General features: G+C 63.1%; 22 protein-coding genes and 2 tRNA genes. 9 read left to right on the plus strand and 15 right to left on the minus strand.

The genetic code is table 11. From position 1 onward, the window contains the following. Positions 1 to 11 precede the first annotated feature (11 nt). A complete protein-coding gene (locus PCJ49_RS06440) occupies positions 12 to 857 on the minus strand; it encodes a MoxR family ATPase (protein ID WP_269910222.1) in 846 nt (281 codons plus the stop codon). Between the two features lie 105 nt (positions 858 to 962). Between PCJ49_RS06440 and PCJ49_RS06445 the strand changes: the two genes are divergently transcribed. Both PCJ49_RS06445 and PCJ49_RS06450 read left to right on the plus strand, forming a co-directional pair. After that, entirely contained in the window at positions 963 to 1,184 is a 222-nt protein-coding gene (locus tag PCJ49_RS06445; protein WP_269910223.1) for a hypothetical protein, read from the plus strand. Then, complete coding sequence (locus PCJ49_RS06450; protein WP_269910224.1) at positions 1,181 to 1,519, plus strand: type II toxin-antitoxin system PemK/MazF family toxin; 339 nt, start codon at positions 1,181 to 1,183, stop codon at positions 1,517 to 1,519. Before PCJ49_RS06445 ends, PCJ49_RS06450 begins: the two co-directional genes overlap by 4 nt. A 125-nt stretch (positions 1,520 to 1,644) precedes the next feature. Here the strand turns inward: PCJ49_RS06450 and PCJ49_RS06455 are convergent, their stop codons facing one another. The 8 genes from PCJ49_RS06455 to PCJ49_RS06490 form a co-directional block, all read right to left on the minus strand. Then, on the minus strand, positions 1,645 to 1,797 hold the full coding sequence (locus PCJ49_RS06455) for a DUF2283 domain-containing protein (RefSeq protein WP_269910225.1): 153 nt from the start codon (positions 1,795 to 1,797) through the stop codon (positions 1,645 to 1,647). Between the two features lie 342 nt (positions 1,798 to 2,139). Next, on the minus strand, positions 2,140 to 4,803 hold the full coding sequence (alaS, locus tag PCJ49_RS06460) for an alanine--tRNA ligase (RefSeq protein ID WP_269910226.1): 2,664 nt from the start codon (positions 4,801 to 4,803) through the stop codon (positions 2,140 to 2,142). Positions 4,804 to 4,926: 123 nt separating this feature from the next. Next, positions 4,927 to 5,553: a thiamine phosphate synthase gene (gene thiE, locus PCJ49_RS06465; RefSeq protein ID WP_269910227.1), complete on the minus strand. Its 627-nt coding sequence runs from the start codon at positions 5,551 to 5,553 to the stop codon at positions 4,927 to 4,929. Positions 5,554 to 5,745: 192 nt separating this feature from the next. Next, complete coding sequence (locus tag PCJ49_RS06470) at positions 5,746 to 6,675, minus strand: class I fructose-bisphosphate aldolase (RefSeq protein WP_269910228.1); 930 nt, start codon at positions 6,673 to 6,675, stop codon at positions 5,746 to 5,748. Positions 6,676 to 6,793: 118 nt separating this feature from the next. Beyond that, entirely contained in the window at positions 6,794 to 7,246 is a 453-nt protein-coding gene (locus tag PCJ49_RS06475) for a hypothetical protein (RefSeq protein WP_269910229.1), read from the minus strand. Positions 7,247 to 7,303: 57 nt separating this feature from the next. Further along, positions 7,304 to 8,260, minus strand: coding sequence for a DUF481 domain-containing protein (locus PCJ49_RS06480; protein ID WP_269910230.1), 957 nt, complete (start codon positions 8,258 to 8,260; stop codon positions 7,304 to 7,306). Between the two features lie 140 nt (positions 8,261 to 8,400). Further along, positions 8,401 to 8,883: a Dps family protein gene (locus tag PCJ49_RS06485; RefSeq protein WP_089287968.1), complete on the minus strand. Its 483-nt coding sequence runs from the start codon at positions 8,881 to 8,883 to the stop codon at positions 8,401 to 8,403. A gap of 350 nt (positions 8,884 to 9,233) precedes the next feature. After that, positions 9,234 to 10,025 carry a 5'-methylthioadenosine/adenosylhomocysteine nucleosidase gene (locus tag PCJ49_RS06490; protein ID WP_269910231.1) on the minus strand — a complete coding sequence of 264 codons (792 nt, stop codon included), beginning with the start codon at positions 10,023 to 10,025 and terminating at the stop codon, positions 9,234 to 9,236. A gap of 131 nt (positions 10,026 to 10,156) precedes the next feature. On the opposite strand from PCJ49_RS06490, the gene PCJ49_RS06495 reads away from it, so the two are divergent. Continuing rightward, the gene (locus PCJ49_RS06495) at positions 10,157 to 11,035 is read left to right on the plus strand and encodes an AraC family transcriptional regulator (RefSeq protein WP_269910232.1); all 879 of its coding nucleotides are present in this window, start codon (positions 10,157 to 10,159) and stop codon (positions 11,033 to 11,035) included. On the opposite strand, the gene rpoH is transcribed toward PCJ49_RS06495, so the two are convergent. Beyond that, entirely contained in the window at positions 11,036 to 11,917 is an 882-nt protein-coding gene (rpoH, locus tag PCJ49_RS06500) for an RNA polymerase sigma factor RpoH (RefSeq protein ID WP_089288117.1), read from the minus strand. It abuts the gene before it with no gap. Positions 11,918 to 12,053: 136 nt separating this feature from the next. Beyond that, positions 12,054 to 13,145 carry an RluA family pseudouridine synthase gene (locus tag PCJ49_RS06505; protein WP_269910233.1) on the minus strand — a complete coding sequence of 364 codons (1,092 nt, stop codon included), beginning with the start codon at positions 13,143 to 13,145 and terminating at the stop codon, positions 12,054 to 12,056. Between PCJ49_RS06505 and PCJ49_RS06510 the strand changes: the two genes are divergently transcribed. The 4 genes from PCJ49_RS06510 (at position 13,136) to PCJ49_RS06525 (ending at position 16,773) form a co-directional block, all read left to right on the plus strand. Next, positions 13,136 to 13,531 carry a hypothetical protein gene (locus PCJ49_RS06510; RefSeq protein WP_269910234.1) on the plus strand — a complete coding sequence of 132 codons (396 nt, stop codon included), beginning with the start codon at positions 13,136 to 13,138 and terminating at the stop codon, positions 13,529 to 13,531. The two genes, PCJ49_RS06505 and PCJ49_RS06510, sit on opposite strands and share 10 nt — an antisense overlap. An 89-nt stretch (positions 13,532 to 13,620) precedes the next feature. Beyond that, positions 13,621 to 14,649, plus strand: coding sequence for a low specificity L-threonine aldolase (locus PCJ49_RS06515; RefSeq protein WP_269910235.1), 1,029 nt, complete (start codon positions 13,621 to 13,623; stop codon positions 14,647 to 14,649). A 71-nt stretch (positions 14,650 to 14,720) separates the two neighbouring features. Next, positions 14,721 to 14,796: transfer RNA gene (locus tag PCJ49_RS06520), tRNA-Glu, on the plus strand. Positions 14,797 to 14,973: 177 nt separating this feature from the next. Continuing rightward, positions 14,974 to 16,773, plus strand: coding sequence for a calcium-binding protein (locus PCJ49_RS06525; protein WP_269910236.1), 1,800 nt, complete (start codon positions 14,974 to 14,976; stop codon positions 16,771 to 16,773). Positions 16,774 to 16,800: 27 nt separating this feature from the next. Here PCJ49_RS06525 and PCJ49_RS06530 read toward each other — a convergent pair whose 3' ends face one another. Then, positions 16,801 to 17,928 carry a class I SAM-dependent RNA methyltransferase gene (locus PCJ49_RS06530; RefSeq protein ID WP_269910237.1) on the minus strand — a complete coding sequence of 376 codons (1,128 nt, stop codon included), beginning with the start codon at positions 17,926 to 17,928 and terminating at the stop codon, positions 16,801 to 16,803. Between the two features lie 148 nt (positions 17,929 to 18,076). Here PCJ49_RS06530 and PCJ49_RS06535 point away from each other — a divergent pair. Next, a tRNA-Glu gene (locus PCJ49_RS06535) sits at positions 18,077 to 18,152 on the plus strand. A gap of 127 nt (positions 18,153 to 18,279) precedes the next feature. Here PCJ49_RS06535 and fliG read toward each other — a convergent pair. Together fliG and PCJ49_RS06545 are read right to left on the minus strand one after the other, a co-directional pair. Next, the gene (gene fliG / locus PCJ49_RS06540) at positions 18,280 to 19,302 is read right to left on the minus strand and encodes a flagellar motor switch protein FliG (RefSeq protein WP_089287977.1); all 1,023 of its coding nucleotides are present in this window, start codon (positions 19,300 to 19,302) and stop codon (positions 18,280 to 18,282) included. A 113-nt stretch (positions 19,303 to 19,415) separates the two neighbouring features. Further along, a complete protein-coding gene (locus tag PCJ49_RS06545; RefSeq protein WP_269910238.1) occupies positions 19,416 to 20,699 on the minus strand; it encodes a GAF domain-containing sensor histidine kinase in 1,284 nt (427 codons plus the stop codon). A gap of 108 nt (positions 20,700 to 20,807) precedes the next feature. On the opposite strand from PCJ49_RS06545, the gene PCJ49_RS06550 reads away from it, so the two are divergent. Continuing rightward, entirely contained in the window at positions 20,808 to 21,170 is a 363-nt protein-coding gene (locus tag PCJ49_RS06550; protein WP_269910239.1) for a cupin domain-containing protein, read from the plus strand. Positions 21,171 to 21,194: 24 nt separating this feature from the next. Here PCJ49_RS06550 and PCJ49_RS06555 read toward each other — a convergent pair whose 3' ends face one another. Continuing rightward, complete coding sequence (locus tag PCJ49_RS06555) at positions 21,195 to 23,336, minus strand: ComEC/Rec2 family competence protein (RefSeq protein ID WP_269910240.1); 2,142 nt, start codon at positions 23,334 to 23,336, stop codon at positions 21,195 to 21,197. Positions 23,337 to 23,420: the final 84 nt, after the last annotated feature.

Here is a 23,420-nt window from a genome sequence, read left to right on the forward strand (position 1 = left end):
AGCGCTGCCCCTCACTGCCCCCGCCGCGCCATGAAGGCCAGCCGTTCGAACAGGTGGACATCCTGTTCGTTCTTCAGCAAGGCCCCGTGCAGCGGCGGGATCAGTTTCTTCGGGTCGCGCTGGCGCAGCACCTCGGGCGACACATCCTCCACCAGCAGCAGCCTGATCCAGTCCAGCAGCTCCGACGTGCTGGGTTTCTTCTTCAGGCCCGGCACCTCGCGCACCTCATAGAACAGGGTCAGCGCGTCGCGCAGCAGGTCGGCCTTCAGGTTGGGGTAATGCACCGCCACGATGCGTTCCATGGTCTCGGCATCGGGGAAGCGGATGTAATGGAAGAAGCAGCGGCGCAGGAAAGCGTCCGGCAGTTCCTTTTCATTGTTCGAGGTGATGATGACGACGGGGCGCTGGATGGCCTTGATGGTCTGCCCCGTCTCGTAAACGAAGAATTCCATCCGGTCGAGTTCCTGCAACAGATCGTTGGGGAACTCGATATCCGCCTTGTCGATCTCATCAATCAGCAGCACCGGCGGGTTTTCCGCCTCAAACGCGGTCCAGAGCGGACCTTTGCGGATATAATTGGCAATGTCATGCACGCGCGCATCGCCCAACTGGCTGTCGCGCAGGCGGCTGACGGCATCATATTCATAAAGCCCCTGCTGGGCCTTGGTGGTGGATTTGACGTGCCAGGATTGCAGCGGCCGCCCCAGGGCCTTGGCCACCTCCTGCGCCAGCACGGTCTTGCCCGTCCCCGGCTCCCCCTTCACCAGCAGGGGCCGTTGCAGGGTGATGGCGGCATTGACGGCCACACGCAGATCATCGGTGGCGACGTAATCCTGGGTGCCTTGGAAACGGGTCATGCGGGCAGCGTCCTATCCGGGCTCTATATGGAATGTATTATTGCTGCAAGCGCCGGGAATGACTACGTTGAAGATGGTCATGGGTTTGGCGGCAGGAGCCTAGCAATGCGACAGGTTCTTAAGGATATCGAAGCGGAAGAGCTTCCCAACGCCTTGCGCCGGCTTGGAATCCAGCCAAAGCAGCGGTTACAGGTGATCGTTGACACAGATCAGGATGAAGAACCCGGCATCACCGCGATGAACGCGGCGGGAGGTGCTTTCACTTGGCTGGAGGAAGAGCCGGAGCTTTACAGCGATAATGATCTTGTCGACCGGTTCAAGCCGTGATCGACATCCCCTTCGGATCGATCATTCTGACGGCTTTCCCTTTCACTGACCTCAGCAGCATAAAGCGCCGTCCTGCGCTGGCGCTTTCGCGGGATCAAGCAGGGGCGCCCGATATCATCGTGGCCTATATCACCTCTGTGCCACGGATAGACCCTTTTGCCGTTCCCTTATTTCCTGACCGGGAAAACGGATTAAAAGTCCCATCAATGGTTCGATTCGACAAGTTGGCCACCATCGATAAATCAATCATCAGTGGGCGATTGGGCAGCGTCAAACAAACTTGGCTACAAAACCAGCGGGCACTTTTTTACAGCATCTTTGGCTTTGAAATTTGACGGCCTGACCAGCACCGTAAAGGGCAAATGATGGGCAGGGTGTAAACAGGTCAAGCAGCAACTTGTGAATATCGCTGCAACAAAGCCAATGCCTCAGCGATCACATCGGCATGTTTGCTGGCAAACTAAATATCATAGCCAACGGGCTCGCCATCGGCGCCGAGATCGATAATCACATCACGGGTATCGTCATAGTGCTGACGAACAGAGCTTCCGGGACGGATCTTCACATAAAGGCTGTCAGTCGACTGATCATAGGAGACGGCATTGCTGCTCATGGCCTGAACTCCTCATCCAGGTAATAGGTGTGGACAGTCTGGTCATCACCCAAGGTGATGACACTAAGTACCCGTCACACTTTGATTCCCCGTATCACCGTCACCCCGGCGAAGGCCGGGGTCCAGAATGACAAGCGCCTTGCTCTATGAACTGGACCCCGGCCTTCGCCGGGGTGACGGAGTGAAATTAGTAATGAATTGATAATAAAGAAAAATTTCTTAGGCGAACATGAGATAGCTGCCCGGTTCCAGCACCAGCCCCCACTATGGCACACCACCATTGATGGTGCACCAGAATGGCGGGGGTGGAAAGCTCTCCGGTTCCACCCCCGCCATCACCGATCAACCCGCCAGGGCCGCTTCCACCGCCGCGATGGCATCCGCCGCCTTGTCCCCATCGGGACCGCCGGCCTGGGCCATGTCGGGGCGGCCGCCGCCGCCCTTCCCGCCCATCGCCCCGGCCGCAACGCGGACCAGATCAACCGCACTGACCTTGGCAACCGCATCCTCGGTCACACCAACCACCACCGATGCCTTGCCATCCGCGACGGCGATGGCGACGACAACGCCGGTACCCACCTGCTTCTTCAGCTCATCGGCGAACGGCTTCAGATCCTTGGCCGGCAGGTCGGCCACAACGCGGCCAATGAAGCCCAGACCATTGATCTGCTTCACTTCCGAGGCAGCACCGCCACCACCACCGCCCAGCGCCACCTGACGGCGCAGGTCGGCCAGTTCCTTTTCCAACTTGCGGCGTTCATCCACCAAGGCCGTGACCTTGGCCACCACCTCACCCGCCGGCACTTTCAGCGCCTGGGCTGCTTCCAGCAGGCGGCCTTCCTGCTGCTCCAGATAAGCCAGCGCCCCGGCACCGGTCAGTGCCTCCACCCGGCGGATGCCAGCGGCCACAGCCCCTTCCGACACCACCTTGAACAGGCCGATATCACCTGTGCGGCGGACATGGGTGCCGCCGCACAGTTCGACAGAGAATTCCTTGTTGCCATGGGCATCCACGCCACCCATGGAGACAACACGGACCTCCTCGCCATATTTCTCCCCGAACAGGGCCATGGCGCCGATCTCAATGGCGGCATCCGGGGTCATCAGGCGAGTGGTGACCTCGCTATTGCCACGGATACGCTCATTCACCTGGGCTTCCACCTCGGCAATGTCGGCAGCCGACAGCGGCGTCGGCTGGGAAATGTCGAAGCGCAGCCGATCGGCAGAAACCAGCGAACCCTTCTGCGTCACATGCTCACCCATGCGGCGGCGCAGCGCCTCATGCAGCAGGTGGGTGGCGGAATGGTTGGCGCGGATAGCCCCACGGCGGGTGCCATCCACCTTCAGTTCCACCGCATCGCCGACCGCCAGCGTGCCCTTGGTCACGCTGGCGACATGGGCGAACACGGCACCCAGCTTCTTCTGCACGTCACGGACGGTGACTTCCGCGCCCTTGGCGGAGATCATCGCGCCGGCATCGCCGACCTGACCGCCGGATTCGCCATAGAACGGGGTCTGGTTGGTGACAACCAGCACTTCTTGGCCCGCCTCGGCCTTGTCCAGCCGCTTGCCTTCCTTGTCCAGGATGGCAGTGACGGTGCCTTCAGCGGTTTCGGTGTCATAGCCCAGGAACTCAGTCGCCCCCAACTCGTCCTTCACCTCAAACCAGACGCGGTCGGTCGCAGCCTCACCGGAACCAGCCCAGGAGGCGCGGGCCTTCTTACGCTGTTCGTCCATGGCGGCGTTGAAGCCATCCACATCCACGCCGCGCTTGCGACCGCGCAGCACGTCCTGCGTCAGATCCAGCGGGAAGCCATAGGTATCGTACAGCGTGAAGGCGACATTGCCCGGCAGGGCCTGGCCGTCGGCCAGATTGCCCTCTGCCTCGTCCAGCAGCTTCAGGCCGCGTTCCAGCGTCTGCTTGAAACGGGTTTCTTCCAGCCGCAGCGTTTCGGTGATCAGCGCCTGGGCGCGCACCAGTTCAGCATAATGGCCGCCCATTTCGCGCACCAGGGCCGGCACCAGACGGTGCATCACCGGTTCCTTGGCCCCCAGCATATGGGCATGGCGCATGGCGCGGCGCATGATGCGGCGCAGCACATAGCCGCGCCCTTCGTTCGACGGCATCACGCCATCGGCGATCAGGAAGGAGCAGGAGCGCAGGTGATCAGCGATCACCCGATGCGAGGTGGCCTGCGGCCCCTTCAGGCTGGCGCCCGTCGCCTCGGCAGAGGCTTCCAGCAGGCCCTTGAACAGGTCGATATCGTAATTGTCATGCACGCCCTGCAGCACGGCGGACAGGCGTTCCATGCCCATGCCGGTATCGATGCTGGGCTTCGGCAGGGCAACGCGCTCGCCGCCTGGAAGCTGCTCATACTGCATGAAGACGAGATTCCAAATCTCGATGAACCGGTCACCATCCTCATCCGGGGAGCCCGGCGGGCCGCCGGGGATATGGGCGCCGTGATCATAGAAGATTTCCGAGCACGGACCGCAGGGGCCGGTATCGCCCATCATCCAGAAATTATCGGACGTGGGGATGCGGATGATCTTCTCGTCCGAGAAGCCGGCGATCTTCTTCCACAGGTCGAACGCCTCATCATCGGTGTGATAGACGGTGACGGTCAGCTTCTCCTTCGAGATGCCGAATTCCTTGGTGATCAGGTTCCAGGCCAGCTCAATGGCGTCGGCCTTGAAATAATCGCCGAAGGAGAAATTCCCCAGCATTTCAAAGAAGGTGTGATGGCGAGCGGTATAGCCCACATTTTCCAGGTCATTATGCTTGCCGCCGGCGCGCACGCATTTCTGCGAGGTGGTGGCGCGGCTATAGGGGCGCGCTTCCTGACCGGTGAAGACATTCTTGAACTGCACCATGCCGGCATTGGTGAACATCAATGTCGGGTCGTTGCGCGGTACAAGCGGGGAGCTGTCGACCACGGCATGGCCATTCTTCCCGAAATAATCAAGGAAGGTGGAGCGGATTTCGTTGACGGTCTTCTTGGACATGGAAACGGCCTGGCTCAAGCATGGTCGCGACAATGCGGGGCTTGGGTTTTACCGCGCCATGCCGGGCCTGTCCATGCCCGGATCGTCAAGGGGCGGCTTGCAAGAACCGCCCCCGTGGCCCCTTCATACGCCGGCAATCACCTGATTGAACGCCTGCACAGCCGCCGCAGGACCATTGGGGTGGTTCCACACCCCACCGCTGACGGCCAGGAAATCGGCCCCTGCCTCCACCAGCACGCGGCAATTCTCCACCGTAATGCCGCCAATGGCGACACAGGGGATTTCCATCATCTCCTGCCACCAGGAGAGGATTTCCGGCTCGGCCCGTGCCTTGGGCTCCTTGGTGGCGGTCTCAAAGAAGGCGCCGAAGGCGACATAATCGGCCCCGTCTTCCCCCGCCACCATGGCCAGATGCCGGCTGTCATGGCAGGTGACGCCGACAATGGCGTCGCGGCCCATGATCTTGCGGGCCTGGGCATAGGGCGTATCTTCCTGCCCCACATGCACACCGTCACAGCCGCCCGCCGCCGCCAGATCGGGCCGGTCGTTCAGGATGAAGGCGACCTCGCGTTGCTGCACGATGGGGCGCAGCGCGTCGATGGCGCGCTTTACCACATCATCCGCCGCATCCTTCAGCCGCAACTGCACACAGGCCACATCGCCGGCATCCAGCGTAGCGGCCAGCAACGGCTTGAAACTGTTCAGGTCCAGGGTGGGCGGGGTGATCAGGTAGAGGCGGCAATCGGTCATGGTCTTCTCTGGACAATAAAAGCAAAGGCCCGGTGCGGCGAACCGCACCGGGCCCCAAGCTGGTACTCTATAGCAAGGGTCAAACCCGTTGACCCTTGCTATCCGCGCCGACCGGCGCGGCGCCCGCGCGTGCGGGCGTGAGCCAAGCCGCCGGATGGCGGCGCCCGGCGCCTGAGGGAACAGGCGTAATTTTTATTCTTTGCCCTGGTAGATTTTCACCAGCTTGTCCAGCAGGGCCAGCGCATCTTCACGGCTACGCTGGAAGGCGTTGCGGCCGATGATGGAGCCGTTGCCGCCACCATCACGGATGGCGCGGGCATCTTCATACACCGCATCCTCACCCTTGGCGGCACCGCCGGAGAAGACAACGATGCGACGGCCGTTGAAGCTGGCCTGCATGATGTGCTTCACGCGTTCCGCCAGGGTTTCGCGCGGCACATTGTGCTTTTCATAGATCTTGCGGGCTTCGTCCTGCTCCAGGTCCGCCGTCGGCAGCTTGACCTTGATGATATGGGCGCCCAGCAGGGCGGCCATATGGGCCGCGTAGGCGTCCACATCCAGGGCCAGTTCGCCCTTCTTGGAGATGGCACCACCGCGCGGATAGGACCAGATCACCGTGGCGATGCCCTTGGACTTGGCTTCGCGCGACAGTTCGCGGATTTCCTCGAACTGGTTGAACTGGGCATCGGAGCCCGGATAGATCGTGAAGCCGATGGCCGAGGCGCCGATGCGCAGGGCATCGTCAACGCTGGCGGTAACGGCCTGATCGGCATTTTCCTTGAAGGTGGACAGGCTGTTGGCGCTGTTCATCTTCAAGATCAGCGGGATGGAGCCGGCGAAGGTCGCGGCACCGGCTTCCAGCGGGCCCAGCGGGGCGGCATAGGCCGACAGCCCGGCATCAATGGCCAACTGGTAGTGATAGTGCGGATCATAGGCCGCCGGGTTCATGGCAAAGCTGCGGGCCGGGCCATGTTCAAAGCCCTGATCCACCGGCAGGATCACCAGTTTGCCAGTACCGCCCAGCCGGCCTTCCATCAGGATGCGGGCGAGATTGGCCTTGGTGCCGGGATTATCGCTCTCATACCAGGAAAGGATTTCTTTGACGCGGCGCGTGAGCTTCATTGTTGGGTTTCCTGCCGTGGTTCGTGGGTCGGAACGACCAAAAAGAGTGCCGGTTTGATAGCCCAACCGACCCCGCATTGCAACGCGGCAAGGCCGTCAGGTAGTGAAGTCAAAAGCACTACATCCCTTGTATATCAAGCTGTTGGCTCAGCCATTGCCGAAGCGATGCATCACGGTTGCGTATCCAGCACGGCTCAATGGCATGGGCCGGGCGCTGGTACAGCGTGGCCCCATGTGCCGCCGCCAGCCCCAGCAGCCGGCCGATTCCATCATCCGGCATCGCGGCCGGGGGCGCGAAAGCGATGGCTTGCACACCGGCCCGCAGGGCGGTCAGCACCTGCCCCATCTGGTCCGCCGCATCCAGCAACAGCAGGACGCCATCCTGTTGCAACCCCTCCCCCAAGGCGGCCCACCAGCCCGCCCCCGCCAGCCCGACGATACCGGGGGCAGAGGCAAGGATCAAAGGCCGGCTGGCCGCCAGCTCCAACACCAATTGACCCGCCACCAGCCCATCAATCCGCACACAGGGCCAGGGGGGAAGCGGGGTGAACCAAGGGGGCATGGCAGGCATGGGCACTTTCAGGGACAAAAGGGCGGTGAGAGCGGGGGATCATACCCCCCTGCCCCGTCAGAAGGAATAAACCAGCGTGGCGCGGCTGACCGTATCGGTAGCCTTGCGGTCATCGGGCGGGTCGCTCTCGTTGCGCACCGTGAAGCTGATCTTGGCGGAGAACAACGCATTGATCCGGGTGGTCAGGGCGCTTGTCGCCTCCAGCGTGCGGTTTTCCGCCCCGATCAGCGTCTTGGCCGTCTGGCTGAAACTGGCATCATCGCTGAACCGGTAGCTGAAGGCGCTGGCGGCGCGGAAGACGAATTCATGTTCGGTGAAGGAAGGATCGGTATCGCTGGCGGCATAGAGCGTATGGCGCGCACCGGGGCCGCCTTCCACCTCCAGCTTGATGGTGCCATCATCCACCAGCACATAACCCAAACCGACGGTTTCGGTGAAACGGTGGCGGTAGCCGGCGAACATGTCGCGTTCCCAGCCGAACTGGCCGGCGGCATAAAGGGCTTCATTGATGAAATAATTCGGTTCGTAACCGGCGCTGTAGCGCTGCTTGTTGGTGCGCCCCTCGCTGCGCTGATAATCGGCGGCAGCAATCACCCGATGCCGCCAATCCACGGTTTCCTTGGTCAGCGCCAGACCGACAGCCACGGCCTTGTCATCGCTGTTGCCGGTGGAAAGCGAGGCACCCAGTTCCCCCGTACCGGTCCAGCCGGACAGGATACGCCGGCCATTGGCCTTCTTCGCCGCCAGCGCCTGGGTTTGGCGCTGCTGGCGCAGGCTGTCGCCCAGCGCGGTGATCGGCTCCGCCTGATCGGGGAAGGCGGCCAGCGCCAGGCTGATGGTCTTGTCCAGGGTGGCGGCATCGCCATCGGCGGCGGCCTGGCGGATCATCGCCTCCACCCCGGCCGGCAAGGCGGGGGCGGGTTCAGCGGCAGCGGCCAGGGGGGAAAGCAGCAGGCAAAATGCCAGCACGGCGGCGGCACGCGGCGTGCGGGTCGACGGTGCAGAAATCAGCATAGGAAGGGTCGATGCTCCGGTTTGCGGGCCCGGCAAGGGCGGGGAGCATCGGAAACTGACGGCAGGGATCGACCGAATCAACCCTGCATAAGGCAATAGACGGGAAGCGGCCGGCATTGCGGCCGCTTGCCCAGATCATCCTATTCCAGCAGGGAGCGCAGCATCCAGGCGGTCTTTTCATGGATCTGCAGGCGCTGGGTCAACAGGTCGGCCGTCGGCTCGTCACCGGCTTCCTCCACGGTGGGGAACAGGGCGCGGCCGGTGCGGGCCACCGTCTCATGCCCATCGACCAACTGGCGGATCATTTCTTCCGCCTTGGGCACGCCGGTTTCCTCCGCAATGCTGGTCAGCTTGGCATATTGGGTGTAGCTGCCGGGGGCCGGGAAGCCCAGGGCGCGGATACGTTCCGCAATCTCGTCCACCGCCGTGTGCAGTTCCGTATACTGCGCCATGAACATGGTGTGCAGCGTGTTGAACATCGGGCCGGTGACGTTCCAATGGAAATTGTGCGTCTTCAGATACAGCGTGTAGCTGTCGGCCAGCAGGGCGGACAGGCCTTCGGCGATCTTTTCCCGGTTCTTGTCGGAAATACCGATATTGATGCTGGGGGCCTTCTTGGCCATGGCGGTTCATCCTCAGAGGGTTGGGATACACACCCCTTAAGATAGGATGTAAAGCGCACAAGCAGAACGATAAAAGCGGATGCCAGGGGCGGGAAATTGCCGCAAGGGCATGAATGTACAAAAGGCAGGGGTGGCCGCGTTGATCGCAGGGGCGTTAAGCGGCCACCCCCTCAAGGTGCAGCGGGTTATGGGCAAACCCGCGCAACGACGCCGGATAAGGCATGCGGAACCGGCGTCGGTGCCTCAGTAAAGGGCGTATCGGCAGGGGCTGATGCTGATGGGGAAACCCCCGTTTTCATCCCGCCCTTGGCCTTTTACGCCGCAGCGCCGAAAACCCGTCGCAGCCGATTTCAGGAATTTTCCGTCTGTTCCCCAAACAGCGCAATCAGTCGCCGGACAATCAGGGCCGCCCCACCCGCCGCCGCGCGGGCGAAGCTGGGGAAATCCACATGGCTGTCGCCACCAGCCAGATCGGACAGGGCCCGCACCACCACCAGCGGCAGGCCAAACCGCTCCGCCAATTGGGCCAGGGCGGCCCCTTCCATCTCCACCGCCTGGGCCTGAAAACGGTCATGCAGGTCGGCGCGGGTGGCGGCACAATTCAGGAAATAATCGCCGGTCAGCACGGTGCCGAACCGGATCGCCGGCTGCCTTGCCTGCCCGCCGGTGGCCATCGCCGGCATGGCGGGCAGTTCCAGCCCGGCCAGGACCGCCGCGATGCGCCCTTCCATCCCGTCGGCAAGGTGATACCCGACCGGTCCTTCCAGGCCGGGCAGCGGCGGCACGCCCGGCTGATAGGGTGTCAACCGCCCATCACAAAGTGCGCCATAATCATGCTGGATCAAGGTGCGGGCAATCACCACATCGCCGATGCCCAAATCCGGGTCCAGCCCGCCGGCCACGCCGGAGAAAACCAGCGCCCGCACGGCAAAATGCTGCGCCAGCAGGGTGCCGACAATGGCGGCATTTACCTTGCCGATGCCAGCCTCCACCAGCACCACCGGCACGCGATCCATGTCACCGGCCAGAAACCGGAACTCTGCCAGTTCCGTTACCGCCGCCACCTGCAGATGCGCCCCGAAATGGCCGATCTCCTCCGGCACGGCGCAGATCAGGCCGATGGGGCGGGCGTGGGTGGTCATGGTTCAGGCGCTCCGATGATGGGAAAACGCCGGCAGAATGCGGTGGTGGGGAGAAGAAAGGCAAGATCGGTCAGGCACCACCCCCTGCCCTGCCCTATCATCCCCCCATCGAAGCCGGGCGGGGATGGGGGATGGCAACGGTGTACAGGCAGCGGATGGCGCGGGCGATCCGCCATATCCATCAGCATCTGGATGGCGATCTCAGCCTGGAAACCCTGGCCGGCATTGCCGCCTTTTCACCCTTCCATTTTCACCGCCAGTTCGCCGCCCATGCCGGCATGACGCTGAACCGCTATGTGCAGCGCGTGCGGTTGAAACGGGCGGCGCACTGGCTGGCCTTCCGCCCCGATCTTTCCATCACCCAGGTGGCGCTGGAATGTGGCTATGCCAGCCCGGAATCCTTCAGCCGCCTGTTCCGCCAGACCATCGGCCAATCGCCCAGCGCCTTCCGCACCGCCCCCGATTGGGCCGGCTGGCGCCACGCCCTGGCCCCCATGAAACAGGAGAGTTCAGCCATGACATCCCCCTTCACCGCCGGTCAGGTCCGTCTGGTCGATTTCCCGCCAACGCGGGTGGCGTTTCTGCGCCATCAGGGCGACCCAGCGCTGATCGGCGACAGCATCCGCCGCTTCATCGGCTGGCGGCGAGCGAACCGGTTGCCACCCGCCATCAGCGCCACCTTCAATATTTTCCATGATGATCCCGACAGCGTCGCGCCCGACGCTTACCGGTTGGATATCTGCGCCGCCATCACCGGCCCGCTGGCCCCCAATACGGTGGGCGTGGCGGAAGGCAGCATCCCAGGCGGCCCCTGCGCCGTGCTGCGGCAGGTGGGGGCCGGCGATGATCTGCGCGCGGCAGCACAGTTCCTTTACCGGCAATGGCTGCCGGCCAGCGGGTATGAGGCGCGGGGCTTCCCGCTCTTTGCCCAACGGTTGCGTTTTTTCCCCGATGTGCCGGAAGATCAGGCCGTCACCGACCTGTTCCTGCCCCTGACAGCGGCGGCCTGATCAGGCCAGCCGCTGCTCCACTGCCGCCGACTTGATGGCCTTTTGCAGCTTTTCGAACGCCCGCACCTCAATCTGGCGCACGCGTTCACGGCTGATGCCATATTGGGCGGAAAGGTCTTCCAGGGTGGTCGGCTCATCACGCAGGCGGCGTTCAGCCAGGATATGCCGTTCGCGTTCGTTCAGCGACTTCATGGCGTTGGCCAGCAAGGCCTGACGCTTGCCCAGTTCCTGCTGTTCACCCAGGCGGATTTCCTGGCTGTCCGTTTCATCCACCAGCCAATCCTGCCACTCCCCCTCGCCATCCACGCGCAGCGGCGCGTTCAGCGAATGGTCGGCGGCGGCCAGCCGGCGATTCATCGACACCACATCTTCTTCCGGCACATCCAGCGTCTGGGCGATCTTGGTCACCGTTTCGGGGGCCAGATCGCCCTCGTCGATGGCCTGCATCTGCCCCTTCAGCTTGCGCAGGTTGAAGAACAGCTTCTTCTGCGCCGCCGTGGTGCCCATTTTCACCAACGACCAGCTATGCAGAATATATTCCTGAATGGCGGCGCGGATCCACCACATGGCATAGGTGGCCAGCCGGAAGCCCCGCTCGGGGTCAAACCGCTTGACCGCCTGCATCATGCCGACATTGCCCTCGGAGATCAGTTCCGACACCGGCAACCCGTAACCGCGATAGCCCATGGCGATCTTGGCGACCAGACGCAGATGGCTGGTGACCAGGCGATGGGCGGCCTTGGTGTCCTCATGCTCCCGCCAGCTCTTGGCCAGCATATATTCCTCTTCCGGCTGCAGCATCGGGAACTGCCGGATTTCGGTCAGGTAGCGGGACAGGTTGCTTTCAGAACTGACAACCGGAATGGCGGGTACGCTCGGCATGGTCATTCCCCCTTCATGGGCTTGATACCCCCGTCCGGCCCTGACAAGGCACCGGCGGCGGCCAGCATTGCAGAATGCGGCGATGCGCAACGGATACCGGCCATGGCGGCCCGGCGGCTGTTGCGCATCGCCGCCATTATAACGTTTCCAGGGACTGGATTAAGCCCCTGAAATCATCCGGTAACACAGTTTCGAAACGCAGCCGCTCGCCTGTGGCCGGATGGATGAACTCAATGGCCGCCGCGTGCAGGGCCTGACGCGGAAAACCATTCAGCGCCTGTTTCTGCCCGTCCGACACGCCGCGCGTGCGGCCGGGGCGGATGCGCCCATAAACCTGATCGCCCACCAGCGGGTGGCCGATATGGGTCATATGAACGCGAATCTGGTGGGTACGCCCGGTCAGCAGCTTGCATTCCACCAGGGAAGCGGCCAGACCCAGCGGGCGCAAAACACTATAACGGGTAACGGCCGGCTTGCCGCCGCGTTCCAACACCGCCATGCGTTTACGGTCGCTGGGATGGCGGCCGATATTGCCACTGATCTCGCCTGCGCGCGGGTTGGGCACAGCCCAGACGACCGCCTGATAGGTGCGCGACAGCGACCGGTCGGCAAACTGGGCCGACAGGCCCTGATGCGCCTTGTCATTCTTGGCCACCACGATCAGGCCGCTGGTATCCTTGTCCAGCCGGTGGACGATGCCGGGCCGGCGCACCCCGCCAATGCCCGACAGGTCGGCCCCGCAATGGTGCAGCAGCGCATTGACCAGCGTGCCATCATGGTTGCCGGCGGCGGGATGCACCACCATGCCGGCCGGCTTGTCGATCACCAGCAGATGCGCATCCTCATAGATGACCGACAGCGGGATATCCTGCGGCTGCGGCAGCGCCGGGGCGGAGGCCGGCACGGTGACATCATAGTGCTGGCCCTGTTTGACCCTGCGGGACGCGTCCAGTATGGTCTCACCGCCCGTGGCGACATGGCCCTGCGCGATCAGCGCCGCCAGCCGTGACCGCGACAGGCCGACCCCGGCCAACGCGTCGGCCAGTGCCCGATCCAGCCTGTCGCCATCGCGTGCCGGATCGATCATCACTTTGTGGAAAGCGCCCTTGCCCGCCTCGGCGGCGTCATCGGCGCCACCATCGACCAGGTCGTCATCCAGATCGTCAAAGTCCAGCCCGGCCCCAAGGCCGGCTGTCTCCAACGCAGGAAGTGCGGTACGTGCGGACACTGAAACTTCTCCTCATCCTCGGGGCCCTGGCGATTGCTGCGGGCTTCGCATTCCTTGGCTACGAAGTCTACAAGCGTTCGACCGACCCCGACCATCCGCGTAAATTCAGCGAACGGTTCGGCACCAAACAGACAGTGCAGGACACCACCAGCCCCACCCCCGCCGCCCCGCCGACCAACGCCGGCGAACCGGTGGCCGTTGGGCCGCTGACCGCCACCCCGCTGGCCCTGCCCGCCGGGGCAGAGCTATTGCCGGGTCTGGCCAGCATCGGCGGACGGATCGCCCTGCAGGTGCGCCAGCCCGATGGGCGGGTGCAGATTCTGCTGGTTGATCCGCGCGATGGGACATCCCATCTGCTGGTTACCACCACGCCGGCCAGCCCTTGATCCTCTTGTGACAAAATGCGGGCCGACCGACGCCTGTTGCCGTGATTCATGTCACAGGCAACCCCACTTTCCGCTGGATCAAACGTTAAATGAATTTCATGTCGGATAATGTGGCGGGTGCCGCACCGGAAATCATGGCGGCCCTGCTGGAAGCCAATGCAGGGACCGCCCCCTCCTATGGGGCCGATGCCATCAGCAAGCGGCTGGAGCAACGCTTTGCCGATCTGTTCGGCCGGCCGGTGGCAATATTTCCGGTGGCCACCGGCACGGCCGCCAATGCCCTGGCGCTGGCCCAGTTCACCCCGCCCTGGGGTTCCGTCTATTGCCATGCCGAGGCGCATATCCAGGCCGATGAATGCGGCGCACCGGAAATGTTCACCAGCGGGGCCAAGCTGGTGCCCCTGCCCGGCCCGCATGGTAAATTATTGCCGGAGACCCTGGCCGCCGCCCTGGACCGCGCGCCGAAGGGCTTTGTCCATGCCGTACAGCCGGCCGCCCTGTCGCTGACTCAGGCGACGGAGGCCGGCACCGTCTATCGCCCCGACGAAGTGGCAGCATTGGCCGACATCGCCCATCGCCATGGCTTGGCGGTCCATATGGATGGGGCACGGTTCGCCAATGCCGTTTCCCATCTGGGCTGCGATCCGGCGGAGGTGACGTGGCGGGTGGGCGTGGATGCGCTCTCCTTCGGCGCCACCAAGAACGGGGCCTTAGGTGCGGAGGCGGTGATCTTCTTTGATCCCGCCAAGGCGGCGGATTTCGCCTATCGCCGCAAGCGGTCCGCCCATCTTTTCTCCAAGATGCGGTTCCTGTCCGCGCAGTTGGATGCCTATCTGGCGGACGGGTTATGGCTGCGGCTGGCCGCCCATGCCAATGCCATGGCTGCCCGTCTGGCCCAGGGGCTGGCCGCCCTGCCCGGCGTCACCCTGGCCCACCCGGTAGAGGCTAACGAGATTTTCGCCGCCCTGCCGGAAGCGATGATCACGCATCTGCAGACCCATGGCGCCGGCTTCTATCGCTGGGATGGGCAGGTGGTACGGCTGGTGACGGCCTGGAACACGCCGGCCGCCGATGTGGAACATTTCCTGGCGCTGGCGGCGGCGGCAGCGGAAAAATGACGGGAGGGTGAAAAAAGGGCTTGCCCGAACCCGATCAAGCCTATAAACACCCCCTCCACCGCGAGGCTCTAGTCCCCATCGTCTAGAGGCCTAGGACACCGCCCTCTCACGGCGGTAACAGGGGTTCGAATCCCCTTGGGGACGCCATCTCTCGTGTGTGTCTACAAAAGCCCGGCTTTCAGCCGGGCTTTTGTCGTTTCTGCTTTGGCAAAAAAATCTACCGAGAAGTGGTATATCAACAGACCTCTGTTGATCGACGTGTATATTTCGCCCTAATATATCTGAAAGGATAGGTATTCTAAAATTCTTCTAAAAGGTGGTGCAATGGATCTCAGTTCCAAAGTGGATTTGCCCGGCATCGCCGGCATGGTTTACGATGAAAAACGCGATTTGATCTATTTCACCACCCGCACCGGCACCGTAGAGCGCTGGTCACCCACCGAGCAGAAATTCCTGTCCCCCATTAAGCTGGGTGGGACGCTGGCTGACCTGGATATCACCGCCGATGGCAGCTATCTGCTGGTGGCGCAATCCAATACGACGGCGGTCACCGTCAGCGATGTCTGGTGGAACGACCGTTACAAGGACACGATTCATCGCATCAATCTGGATACGCTGAAGGTCCAGGATTTGAACTTCCTCGTCGAGGGACAGGAACGCGGCACCTATGATATTGCCATCGCCGGCAATGATACGGCCCTGGTCACCACTGATTTTTCTGGTTCCGGCTGGAACCCGCTGCGTTGGTTCGATGCCGATGCCAACGCCTTCATCACCCAGCCCCTCATCAATCCACAAGGCGGCACTGTCACTGTCAGGCAATCTTCTTATCTGATCCCGTCAGAAAATAACCGCTATATCCTGATCCTGGAGAGCAACATCTCCAACGCGCAGATGCAGCTCTATGATGTCCAGGCCGGCAATATTGTTTCAAGCGGTGACTTGTATGCTTTCAACAGCAGTGGCTTCAACAACGGATCCGGTGACATTTCCGAAGCACGTGGCCTCGCCTTTAACTTAGGATATGCCTTCGATTTCAAATTTTCTCTGGCAAAAAACCTGGGTGCCCAGGGCTATTATTCCGGGGAATTCTCTGGCACCGGCAATTACCTCTTTGCTCAACGCACTTCCGGCGAAGTGGTTATCATGGACACCCATAGCTGGACGCCGGTAGGCATATTCGCCGTAGATGATACGGCGGAGATCAAGACCGGCAGCCTGGAACTGATGGGCAAGGATGGGCGCTATCTGGTCGGGCAGACCGCCACCGGTTTTGCCGTGCTGGATCTGGCGGAAAAGCTGAAGCTGGATCTGACCGGCAATGACCGCGCCAATTTCATCAGCGGCGAACTGGCCGCCGATACCCTGCGCGGCGGCGCTGGGGCCGACACGATCAGCGGCTTTGGCGGCGATGACCAGCTGTTTGGCGATGATGGGCGCGATGTTCTCAATGGCGGCGCCGGGAACGATACGCTGAATGGCGGCAATAGCGACGATATTCTGATCGGCGGCGCCGGCGATAACGTGCTGAATGGCGGGGCCGGTATTGATGTCGTCCGCTATGATGGCCCGCGCAGCAACTATCAGATCAAGGTGGATGGCAACCAGGTCATCGTCACCGGCCCGGCCGGCACAGGCACCGACACGCTGACCGGGGTGGAGCTGCTGCAATTTGATCATCAGGTGACGCCCGTCACCCCCCTGAAGATGCTGGAAAATGGCACCCTGTTCGATGAAGCGGGCTATCTCGGCCAATATGCCGATGTGGCCGCTGTCGTCGCCTCTGGCGCCCTGGGCTCCGGTGCTGAACATTATCTACGCTATGGCCAGTATGAAGGGCGCAGCCCCTTCGGGCTATTCAACGCCAACTATTATCTGGAAAAGAATCCGGACGTGGCGGCGGCAGTAAAGGCCGGCATCATCGGCGCCTGGCAGCATTTCCAGCAATATGGCTGGCGGGAGGGACGTGACCCCTCCGCCCTGTTCGATGTTTCCGCTTATTTGCAGGCAAACCCGGACGTGCAGGCGGCCGGCATGAACCCGCTCTTCCATTATCTGGCCAATGGCATGGCGGAAGGCCGCGCCACCAGCGTCGCCGACGTGGATTATTACGGGCTATATTAAAAGGCACCGCCGGGCGGTATGGGGCCCTCAGGCCACCGTACCGCCCAAGGGCCCGGTCCGATAAAGGGTCACCTTGATGCCGCCATGCAGCACCGGGTCAGCGTTGGGCAGGAAGGGCAGTTCCGTCACCTTGGCCAGGGCCGGTTCATTGGTGATGATGCCCACCCGCCAGCCCCGGAACCGGTTCATCAGCACCTTGCCCAGCGTGCCGTACAGCGCATAGAGCTGGCGCGTATCACCGATACGGCCGCCATAGGGCGGGTTGAGGATGACCAGACCCGGCCCGCCTTCCGGCGGGTTCAGGTCGCTGATGGCATGGTGATGGAAATCCGTCCAGGCGGACACACCGGCGCGGGCGGCGTTTTCCTGGCTCATCTTGATGGCACCGGCATCCCGGTCACTGCCGTAAAAGCGCACGGTCGGCGGGGTGGCCGTTCCCGTCGCTTTCAGGGCTGCCCAGGCGGCAGCATCAAATCCGGCCAGTTTTTCAAAGGCAAAGGAGCGGGCCCGCCCCGGTTTCAGGCCGGCGGCGATTTCCGCCGCCTCAATGACGAAGGTGCCGGAGCCGCACATCGGGTCCACCACCGGTTCCTTACCGTCATAGCCGCATTGGCGCAGGAACAGCGACGCCATCGTCTCCCGCATCGGCGCCTTGTTCACCGCCTCCTTATAGCCGCGCTTGTGCAGCGGCTCGCCCGACGTATCGATGCTGAAGGTACAGAGATCATCATCGATGCGGGCCTTGATGGTGATCTCCGCATCCTCTGCAATGGGGGCACCCAATTCTTCGGTGATGGCACGGGCGATGCGCTGGGCGGCCGCCCCAGCGTGATAGATGCGGGATTGGGTGCAACTGGCATCCACCCGCACCGGCACATCGGCGTGCAGGAAATCGGCCCAGGGGAATTTACGCGCCCGCTTGTCCAACTGGGCCAGATGCAGCACCCGGAACCCGCCAATGCGGGCCAGCACCCGCGTGGCCCCGCGCAGTTCCAGATTGGCGCGCCAGACCTCGCGCCAGCCGCCATGGGTAACAACACCGCCCTTGCCGGGCTGCGGACGGGCGAAACCGGCGGCCTTCATCTCCGCGCACAGCGCGGATTCCAGGCCGGGGGTGGTCACCACATAGATTTCGAATGGGGTCTGGTCGCTCATAGCGCCTTGATATCGTGCCGCCTGCGGCCCGGCGAGGGCTTTCTCACCATGGCACCCGTGCCGTCGAGCAGATGATTTTCACGGACATGAAAAAAGTGCTTGCGTCCCGATCCAGAGCCCATTATACACCGCGCCACCTCACGGACACGTCCCCATCGTCTAGAGGCCTAGGACACCAGCCTTTCACGTTGGTAACACGGGTTCGAATCCCGTTGGGGACGCCACCGTCCGCACGCAAGTGCCTGTGAGTAAAACGAAAAGGCCCGACGACAACGTCGGGCCTTTCGCTTTTCCAGGATCTGTTGGCCGGGCCTTGAGAAGGGGTTGCCCCCTTCCCGCACCGCCACAGACTCAATAAACCAGTTCGTCCTCGCCCTTGCCGCTGGCAATGACGATTTCGCCGCGCGCAGCCATGTCCTTGGTCAGCTGCACCATATACATCTGCGCCTCGTCCACATCGCGCAGGCGCACCGGCCCCATGGCGCCCATATCCTCGCGCATGATCTTGGCGGCACGTTCGGACATGTTGGTGAAGAACATGTCCTTCAGCGTGTCCGATGCCCCCTTCAGGGCCGTGGCCAGCTTCTGCTTGTCGACATTGCGCAGCAGGGTCTGGATACCGCTGGGATCCAGCTTGGACAGATCCTCAAACGTGAACATCAGGGCGCGGATACGTTCGGCACTGTCGCGGTTACGCTCTTCCAAGGCGGCCAGGAAGCGGCTTTCCGTGTTGCGATCAAAGCTGTTGAAGATTTCCGCCATCATTTCGTGCGCATCGCGGCGGTTGGTGCGGGCCAGGTTCGACATGAATTCGGTACGCAACGTGCGCTCGATATCGTCGATCACCTCCTTCTGCACCGCCTCCATGCGCAACATGCGCATGATCACTTCCATGGCGAAGCTTTCGGGCAGAAGCTGCAGCACGCGGCCGGCATGGTCGCCCTTGATCTTGGACATGATCACGGCCACCGTCTGCGGATATTCGTTCTTGAGATAGTTGGCCAGCACCTGCTCATTCACATTGGTCAGCTTGTCCCACATGGTACGGCCGGCAGGACCACGGATTTCCTCCATGATCTGGTCGACCTTGTCCTTGGGCAGCACCTTGGTGAGCAGGCGTTCGGTACTGTCGAACGTACCGACCAGGGAACCGGTGGAGCTGATCTGCTCGGCAAATTCCACGAACAGGCGTTCCACCAGATTGGAACTGACCGAGCCCAGATTGGCCATGGTCTGCGACAGTTCCTTGATCTCGTCATCGCCCATCAGCGCGAACAGCTTGGAGGCAATTTCCTCCCCCAGCGCCAGCATCAGGATGGCGGCTTTTTCGGGACCGGTCAGACCGCGGTAATCTTCACGGACGCGCATGGCCATGACGGCAAACTCCCCGGAAACGCAAAACCTGTCGGATCAGGTATCAAAATGACAACGAGCGGACTCTAGCATAGCCCCGCTGACAGGTGAATCTGCCTTGTGCACGCGCCTGTTCAGGCGGGGCGGCTGCCATAGGGGGCCAGCGGCAGGTCGAAACTGGCGATGGTGCCCCGCCCCAGCTCGCTTTCCAAACGCAATTGCCCGCCATGGCAGCGCACCAGCTCATGCGACAGCGCCAGCCCCAGGCCGGTGCCCTTGGACCGGCTGTTTGCATCGCCAGCCTGCTCATAGGGCCGGCCCAGCCGGGCCAGATCGGCCGGCGCGATGCCATCGCCATTATCCCGCACCGTCAGAACCAGCCGCCGTCCGCGGCGATGGGCCGATATCTGCACCACCCCGCCCGCCGCCGTAAATTTTACCGCGTTGGAAAGCAGGTTCAGCAGCACCTGCTTGATAGCCCTTGCATCCACCTGCACCAGATGCCAATCGCCCTCCGACAACAGCTCAATCGTCACCTTGCGTTCGAACGCCAGCCCACGCACCAGCCGCACCACCTGATTGACCAGGGCCTGGCTGTCAAACGGGGCGGCGCAGAGTTCCAGCTTGCCAGCCTCCACCCGGGCGATATCCAGCATGTCATTGACCAGGTCCAGCAGGTGCTGGCCGCTGGTGCGAATATTCTCGACAAATTCCTTATAGGCCGGGTCGCCCAGCGGCCCCATCACCTCCCCCGCCATCAGGCCGGAAAAGCCGATCACCGCCGTCAGCGGGGTGCGCAATTCATGGGTCATGGTGGCCAGGAACAGGGAGCGGGCGGCCAGCGCCGCCTCCGCCTGTTCGCGGGCATGACGGCTTTCCGCCTCCGCCTTCCGGCGCGCAGCCAGTTCGGCCACGGCCTGCATCCCGGCATGTCGCAGCTCAATCAGCTGCATCGCCGTCTGGGCCAGATCGCGCAGCACCTGCCGGTCACGGTCGCACAAGTGGCGGGGCTGTCGGTCGATGACGCAGAGCGTACCCAGCCGGTGGCCGCTGGGGGTCAGCAGCGGGGCGCCAGCATAAAAACGGATGTCCGGCGCGCCCGTCACCAGCGGGTTATCGGCGAAGCGCGCATCCAGCAGCGCATCCTCCACCTCCATAATGTCGGTGCCCAGGATCGTATGGGCGCAAAAGGCCATTTCGCGCGGTGTCTGCGGAGCCTCCAGCCCATAGCGAGCCTTGAACCATTGCCGCGTCTCATCCACCAGGGAAACCAGGGCGATGGGGGTGCCGATCAGGGTGGCCGCCATTCGGGCCAGCCGGTCAAAGGAATCCTCCGGATCGCTATCCAGAATAGCATAGCCATGCAGACTGGCGACGCGCTCCCCTTCATCGTCTGGTACGGGCGGCAATTTCATCATGCAGGTGGGCCGCTTGATCTGTAAAATATTCACGTGAGTATAAACGGCTTTGGCGCACTTGACGATAGGCGCCATGCGGACATCTGTATCAACGGATTGGAGAAGACCATGCATCCCCCCGCCCTTCCCCCCATCGTGGTTCTGGGTGATGACGGGCCGGCACCGGAAAGCTATCGCCCGCCGGCAGATCGCATCCTGGCGGGCGATCCGGTGCAGACCGTCTCCAACCGCTTTGCCAGCGCCGACGGGCGCTTCAATTGCGGGGTCTGGAGCTGCCAGCCTGGCAAATGGCGGGTGATTTTCAGCGAGAATGAGTTCTGCCAGTGGCTGGAAGGGGTGGTGCTGGTCACCGGCGATGATGGGCAGCAGCGCCGCTTCCAGGCCGGCGATGCCTTCGTCATGCCCGCCGGCTTCACCGGCACCTGGGAGGTGCTGGAGCCGGCGCGCAAATATTATGCGGTATATGAGTGATCAGCGGGGCGGTGGTTCTACGGTCTACTGCCAAGGCCGTGCCCCCGGCTGCGGCCTTGTCGTTTCAACCCTGATGCCAGACGGGGAAAGATGCAGGGCATGGGCACCCCGCCGCACAATATCATCCCGCCGGATGATCAGCGGGGCCGGGCATTCTGCTTCCTCCCGCAGGCTGATGACGGCATTCAGCGCCTCTGCCGGGCAGGTCACGGCGCCTTCCCGGTCGTCGATCAGCGCCAGCACCTGCCCCTTGGCCCGGTATAAACAGATGGCCCCGTCACAGGTCAGCCCATCCTTGGCACTGCCGGATTTGGGCCAGCGGCGGGGTGGGTCCGGCAAGCCGTCCCGCAGCGCCCAGGCATTGCTGTCAAAGCGTGCGCGCTGTCGGGTGGAGACCAGCAAACCGCCATCGGCGGCGCGGATGCCAATCACCCCAGCATCGGCATCCACCCGCACATCCGGCAGGGTGAAGAACAGAAAGCTGAGCGGCATCAGCAGGATGCCGATCAAGCCCCACCAGCGCACCCGCCCCTGCCAGATGCCCAGCCACAGACCACCCAGCGTGAAACCCACCAACCCCCAGAGCGGCATGACCGGCAGGGTCAGCGTGGCACCGGGCAGGCCGGCCACCAGACGGGCTGTCCATAAAATCCCTTCCACCCCCCAGCCCATGGCGCTGATGGCCCAGCCCTCCAGCCCCAGCGGCATCAGCAGGCAGGCCAGCAGCCCGCAAGGCATCACCCAGAAGCTGGTCAAGGGCACGGCAATCATGTTGGAGAGCAGCCCGTAATTGGCCACTTTCTGGAAATTATAGACGGCGTAGGGTGTCGTCGCCAGACTGGCCACCAGGGAAGTGAGAATCAGCCCACCGGCATAGGCGGCCAGCTTGCCCATCCAGCCGCCACCGCCTTCCCGCCGTCTCCGCGCCAGCCAGGGGGCGAGTGCGTCATAGACCATGATCAGGGCGGCCACGGCAGCAAAGGACATCTGAAAGCTGGGGCCGGTCAGGCTGTCCGGCACCACCAGCAGCACCGCCACCCCGGCGGCGGCAATGACGCGCAGGGAAAACGGGTTGCGATCGGCCAGCACGGCCAGCAGCATGATCCCCGTCATCAGCACCGATCGCAGCGTCGGCACCGGCGACCCCACCATCAGCATGTAGAAAAAGGCCGCCGCCATGGCCAGCACGGCGGCATATTTCTTGATCGGCTGGCGCAGGGCCAAGGCCGGCCACAGCGCCAGCCCGCCCCGCACCAGCAGAAACACCAGCCCCGCCACCAACCCGATATGCAGGCCGGAGATGGAGATCAGGTGCTGCAGGCCCGAGACCCGCATGGCCGCCAGATCATCATCGGGGATGCCGCTGCTGTCCCCGTTCAACAGGGCGGTGGTCAGCCCGGCGGCCCCGCCTTGCAACCGCGCCTCCACCTTCGTGGCGATGGCTTGGCGCAGCCGCTCCAGCCACAGGCTCCAATCCCCGCCATCTGCCGGGACTGCCTGCCCCTGCCGTTCGATCCGCACATAGGCCACGACACTGCCGCCAATGCCCTGGAAATAGGAATAGCGGCGAAAATCAAAGGCATCCGGCTCCACCGGACCGCCAGGGCCGGCAACCCGGCCCCAGATGCGCACCTTCTCCCCCAAGGGCGGCAACATGTCATCCGGCCGCAACAGGACAGTCAGGCGTTTTGGCGTCTCCGCAGTCGGGACAACGGCAATCCAGGGATCGGCCAGTTGCAGCCGCAAATCATGTTCCTGCTTTTGCAGCGCCACCACCCGGCCGGTCACCACCGTGGGGCCACGGGCGGCATCCAGCATGGGGGCAGCCATGCCGGCCGTCCGCCACGCCCCTGCCAGCAACCCTAGGGCCGGGACCAGCAGCAGGATGGCCGCCAGCCGCCCCGCCAGGGGCCAGCGCAGCGCCAGCGCCAGGCTGAGGGTCAGCATCGCCACCGCCAGCACCCCCACAAGCCACAGGGGCGGTTCCAGCGGCAGGGCGAAATAAGCGCCAATACCCAGCGACAACGTGACCGGTATCCACAGCAGCCATTGGCCCTGCTCTGCCGACAGCGCGCCTAGCAGGCGCCGTGCCAGCGTCAGCGGTGTCCAGCCCTCACCCGTCCAGGCCCGGGGCCCCGCTATTCTTATGTGCGTGCTTTGCCGCATTGGTGATGACCGTCACGGTGCATAAGGCCCGCTGCTGTGCTACATCTGCCGGCAACGGACTGGTTTACCCGCAGAAGATTGTAT

This window comes from Niveispirillum sp. BGYR6 (assembly GCF_027568365.1).
Classification (GTDB): Bacteria; Pseudomonadota; Alphaproteobacteria; order Azospirillales; family Azospirillaceae; genus Niveispirillum.

Coding starts and splice junctions, on each gene's coding strand:
- PCJ49_RS06495 (WP_269910232.1), top strand. CDS start 10,157: ATGGCAACGGTGTACAGGCAGCGGATGGCGCGGGCGATCCGCCATATC.
- PCJ49_RS06445 (WP_269910223.1), top strand. CDS start 963: ATGCGACAGGTTCTTAAGGATATCGAAGCGGAAGAGCTTCCCAACGCC.
- PCJ49_RS06480 (WP_269910230.1), bottom strand. CDS start 8,260: ATGCTGATTTCTGCACCGTCGACCCGCACGCCGCGTGCCGCCGCCGTG.
- PCJ49_RS06470 (WP_269910228.1), bottom strand. CDS start 6,675: ATGAAGCTCACGCGCCGCGTCAAAGAAATCCTTTCCTGGTATGAGAGC.
- PCJ49_RS06440 (WP_269910222.1), bottom strand. CDS start 857: ATGACCCGTTTCCAAGGCACCCAGGATTACGTCGCCACCGATGATCTG.
- PCJ49_RS06490 (WP_269910231.1), bottom strand. CDS start 10,025: ATGACCACCCACGCCCGCCCCATCGGCCTGATCTGCGCCGTGCCGGAG.
- PCJ49_RS06555 (WP_269910240.1), bottom strand. CDS start 23,336: ATGCGGCAAAGCACGCACATAAGAATAGCGGGGCCCCGGGCCTGGACG.
- PCJ49_RS06550 (WP_269910239.1), top strand. CDS start 20,808: ATGCATCCCCCCGCCCTTCCCCCCATCGTGGTTCTGGGTGATGACGGG.
- PCJ49_RS06525 (WP_269910236.1), top strand. CDS start 14,974: ATGGATCTCAGTTCCAAAGTGGATTTGCCCGGCATCGCCGGCATGGTT.
- PCJ49_RS06530 (WP_269910237.1), bottom strand. CDS start 17,928: ATGAGCGACCAGACCCCATTCGAAATCTATGTGGTGACCACCCCCGGC.
- PCJ49_RS06475 (WP_269910229.1), bottom strand. CDS start 7,246: ATGCCTGCCATGCCCCCTTGGTTCACCCCGCTTCCCCCCTGGCCCTGT.
- PCJ49_RS06515 (WP_269910235.1), top strand. CDS start 13,621: ATGAATTTCATGTCGGATAATGTGGCGGGTGCCGCACCGGAAATCATG.
- thiE (WP_269910227.1), bottom strand. CDS start 5,553: ATGACCGATTGCCGCCTCTACCTGATCACCCCGCCCACCCTGGACCTG.
- PCJ49_RS06485 (WP_089287968.1), bottom strand. CDS start 8,883: ATGGCCAAGAAGGCCCCCAGCATCAATATCGGTATTTCCGACAAGAAC.
- PCJ49_RS06545 (WP_269910238.1), bottom strand. CDS start 20,699: ATGATGAAATTGCCGCCCGTACCAGACGATGAAGGGGAGCGCGTCGCC.
- PCJ49_RS06455 (WP_269910225.1), bottom strand. CDS start 1,797: ATGAGCAGCAATGCCGTCTCCTATGATCAGTCGACTGACAGCCTTTAT.
- rpoH (WP_089288117.1), bottom strand. CDS start 11,917: ATGCCGAGCGTACCCGCCATTCCGGTTGTCAGTTCTGAAAGCAACCTG.
- fliG (WP_089287977.1), bottom strand. CDS start 19,302: ATGGCCATGCGCGTCCGTGAAGATTACCGCGGTCTGACCGGTCCCGAA.
- alaS (WP_269910226.1), bottom strand. CDS start 4,803: ATGTCCAAGAAGACCGTCAACGAAATCCGCTCCACCTTCCTTGATTAT.